Origin of the sequence: Dapis brunnea BLCC-M229 (assembly GCF_050015995.1) — a bacterium.
Classification (GTDB): Bacteria; Cyanobacteriota; Cyanobacteriia; order Cyanobacteriales; family Microcoleaceae; genus Trichodesmium.
In genome coordinates, this window is record NZ_JBNHEP010000185.1 from 1 (window position 1) to 3448 (window position 3448).

Annotated in this window: 2 protein-coding genes and 1 pseudogene; all 3 read left to right on the forward strand. The window is 35.5% G+C overall.

Translation table 11 applies throughout. The features are described from left to right. Positions 1–420, forward strand: a pseudogene (locus tag ACP6PM_RS21220) (DUF5331 domain-containing protein); the annotation flags it as partial. 308 nt (positions 421–728) lie between these two features. Continuing rightward, positions 729–1025 (forward strand): helix-turn-helix domain-containing protein, encoded by a 297-nt coding sequence (locus ACP6PM_RS21225; protein ID WP_426588131.1) that lies wholly within the window; start codon positions 729–731, stop codon positions 1023–1025. Between the two features lie 107 nt (positions 1026–1132). Continuing rightward, positions 1133–2530, forward strand: coding sequence for a ferredoxin:protochlorophyllide reductase (ATP-dependent) subunit N (locus ACP6PM_RS21230; protein WP_426588133.1), 1398 nt, complete (start codon positions 1133–1135; stop codon positions 2528–2530). Positions 2531–3448 lie beyond the last annotated feature (918 nt).

The following is a 3448-nucleotide window of genomic DNA, read 5'->3' on the forward strand; positions in this document are numbered from 1 at the left end:
GCGGATGAGTTGGATATGGGACTAGATTCTGACTTAGAGGCAGATGATGATTTGGCTGACATTGACCTTGACGATCTAGATGGAAATAGGTCTGATGATCTTGATCTCGGAGAAGATAGCTCCGATTTTCTGGCAGAAGATATTCCCGATCCATTTGAGGATACATCGGCTAAGTTAGACGAGTCAGGACTAGATGAGCTTGGTGATGAAGATATAAATCTATTTGGTCAAAGTTCCTCAGATGATCTAGATGATATAGACCTTAGCGAATTAGGAGATGATAATCAAATTGATGATTTAGGAGACTTTGATCTTGACCTGGATGGAGAAGACTTAAATTTGGATGAGGCCGATCTAGATTCTTTAGCCGGAGATAAAAAGTCTTCTAATAATAACGATCCTGAACGGTTATTGGGTTAAGTACCAGAAACATTGACTCTTGCAAAACTTGGAGTTTGTGCTAATTTCTACGGCTAGACTCAAAGATAGAATAGCTCAGTTAGATGAAGAATATTCCATATTCTTTATAGAAACACAAAAGAGTTATGCAAGTATTGCCTCGTTTTTAGATGGAGCAATCTACCTACTTATGGCAAGAAATCCAACTAGATTCGGCAAGGGGTCTCCCGTTATAATCTCCGATTTAACGGGAGGGGAATTGTCCAGAGCAAATTTGTGGAGGTGTCGATTGATTTTCAAATATAGCAGTAAAGAGTAGTATAAGAATTATGATAATTACTCATTGCTACAAAATTAAGCCTACTTGTGAACAGTCAGCCAAAATTGATTATTGGCTAGAATTGTTACGGCGACATTGGAATTATGCTCTTGGTCAACGATTAGACTGGTTGAATAGAACTAGATATCAAATAGACCGATGCTCAATAGTATCATGTCCTATTGGTGAGATTCCTGGCAAGCCATATTATTATTTTCAGCACTCAGCACTTAAACAAACAAAACAGCTATTTCCTGACTACAAGGAAATATATTCGGAAGTTCAGCTATCAATTATCAATTGGTAAATACCCCTACAATTAATCCCTGTAACTTTCGTCCAGGGAGTAGTCAATTTTGGCATTCGTAACCATTGATTTTCTCCCAAAAATTTTGATAAATAGGAGTATTTTTTATGACTAATACTGTTCAACCTGAAGCTTTAACTTTTGAATGTGAAACAGGTAATTATCATACTTTTTGTCCGATTAGTTGTGTGTCTTGGCTTTATCAAAAAATAGAAGATAGTTTCTTCTTAGTAATAGGTACTAAAACCTGTGGTTATTTCCTACAAAATGCCATGGGAGTAATGATTTTTGCTGAACCTCGTTATGCTATGGCTGAGTTGGAAGAAGGTGATATTTCAGCTAAGTTAAATGACTATGATGAATTGAAGCGTTTATGTTTACAAATTAAGCGTGACAGAAATCCTAGTGTGATAGTTTGGATTGGCACTTGTACGACTGAAATTATTAAAATGGATTTGGAAGGTTTGGCTCCTAAATTAGAGTCAGAAATTGGCATTCCAATTGTGGTTGCTCGTGCTAATGGTTTGGATTATGCTTTTACTCAAGGGGAAGATACTGTATTAGCAGCAATGGCAGCTCGTTGTCCGAAACAAGTTTTAGAAGCAGAAAAGGAAGAAAGAACTGGCATCCAAAAACTATTAAGTTTTGGCAGGAAAAAAGAAGAAGTTGCTGCGGAAGAATCAGAATATGTTAACCATCCACCTTTGGTTTTATTTGGTTCTTTGCCAGACCCAGTTGTAACTCAATTAACTTTAGAATTGAAGAAGCAAGGAATTAAGGTTTCTGGTTGGTTGCCTGCTAAACGTTACACTGAATTACCAGTTATTGAAGAGGGATATTATGTCTCAGGTTTAAATCCTTTCTTGAGTCGTACTGCTACTACTTTAATGCGGCGTCGGAAGTGTAAATTAATTGGTGCGCCATTCCCTATCGGACCTGATGGAAGTAGAGCTTGGATTGAAAAAATTTGTTCTGTTTTTGGGATTGAACCTCAAGGATTAGCAGAAAGAGAAAAGCAAATTTGGGAGAATTTAGAAGACTATATTCAGTTAATTCGTGGTAAGTCTGTCTTCTTTATGGGAGATAATTTGTTGGAGATTTCTTTGGCTCGTTTTTTGATTCGTTGTGGAATGACTTGCCCAGAAATTGGTATTCCTTATATGGATAAAAGATATCAAAAGGCTGAGTTAGAAATGTTGGAAAAAACTTGTCAGGAAATGGGTGCGCCTTTGCCGAAGATTATTGAGAAACCTGATAATTATAATCAGATTCAAAGGATTTATGAATTAGAACCAGATTTGGTAATTACTGGTATGGCTCATGCTAATCCTTTGGAGGCGCGGGGTATTAATACTAAGTGGTCTGTTGAGTTTACTTTTGCTCAAATTCATGGGTTTACAAATGCTCGTGATATTCTGGAATTAGTAACTCGTCCTTTGCGTCGAAATAATGCTTTGAAAGATTTAGGTTGGGATAAGTTAGTTAAGGAAGAAGCTAAGGTTTAATTGACAGATTTTTGAGCAGGAAAAATTCCTAAATTGTAGACTTTAGTTGTAGAGATAGTAGAGTAGGTTTTGCTTACTCTACTAATTTTTTTATGACGAGGCGGAGTCAGATACAATTCTCATTTCATTTACAGATTTTGTCACAGAAAAAATTATGATAATTTTGCCAAAATTTACCTCCTCCTCAGAAAAATATTTGCTAAGAGTTGGCTGAATTTACTAATTTTCTTAGATTGGCAGCTCCAATAATTTTGGTTGAGGGGAGAAATAAGAGGTAATTCTCATTTCATTCAGAAATTTTGTCACAGATAATTTTGGCAAAATTTACTTCCTCCTCTTTAATCCACAAATTTTACCAGATAAAAATGCCGATAATCTTGGCAATATTAAGCATTGAGGTAGAACAATAGAAAAAATTTCGGCGTTGCTGATGCGTGGGTATGATTTGTATTTTTTGCCAATTGCTAAACTATTGAATAACCAATACTTGAGATTATTCAGTTTTTATTTTCATACCTTGATTCAGCAACGCCAAAATTTCAACTCCAGTAATTTTGATTGAGGGGATAAATAGAGAGTAATTGAGAGAGTAATTCTCATTTTATCCAGAAATTTTATCACAGATAATTTTGGCAAAATTTACTTCCTCCTCAGAAAAATTATTGGTGATAGTTGGCTGAATTTACTAATTTTCTGAGACTGGTAGCTAACAGGGCTATTTCATTCTAGATATAGGCAATAAATTTACTGGCTTTTAGCCATCAGAAGTTCAAATTTAGCAAGGCTGAAACTACCCATTCTTGTCAATGCAGAAAAATACACTTTTGAGAATGAAATAACCCTGGGTAGCTAAGGAGATAATTTTTCAACTCCAGTAATTTTGATTGAGGGGATAAATAGAAGATAATTCTGATTTAA

Coding starts and splice junctions, on each gene's coding strand:
- ACP6PM_RS21225 (WP_426588131.1), top strand. CDS start 729: ATGATAATTACTCATTGCTACAAAATTAAGCCTACTTGTGAACAGTCA.
- ACP6PM_RS21230 (WP_426588133.1), top strand. CDS start 1,133: ATGACTAATACTGTTCAACCTGAAGCTTTAACTTTTGAATGTGAAACA.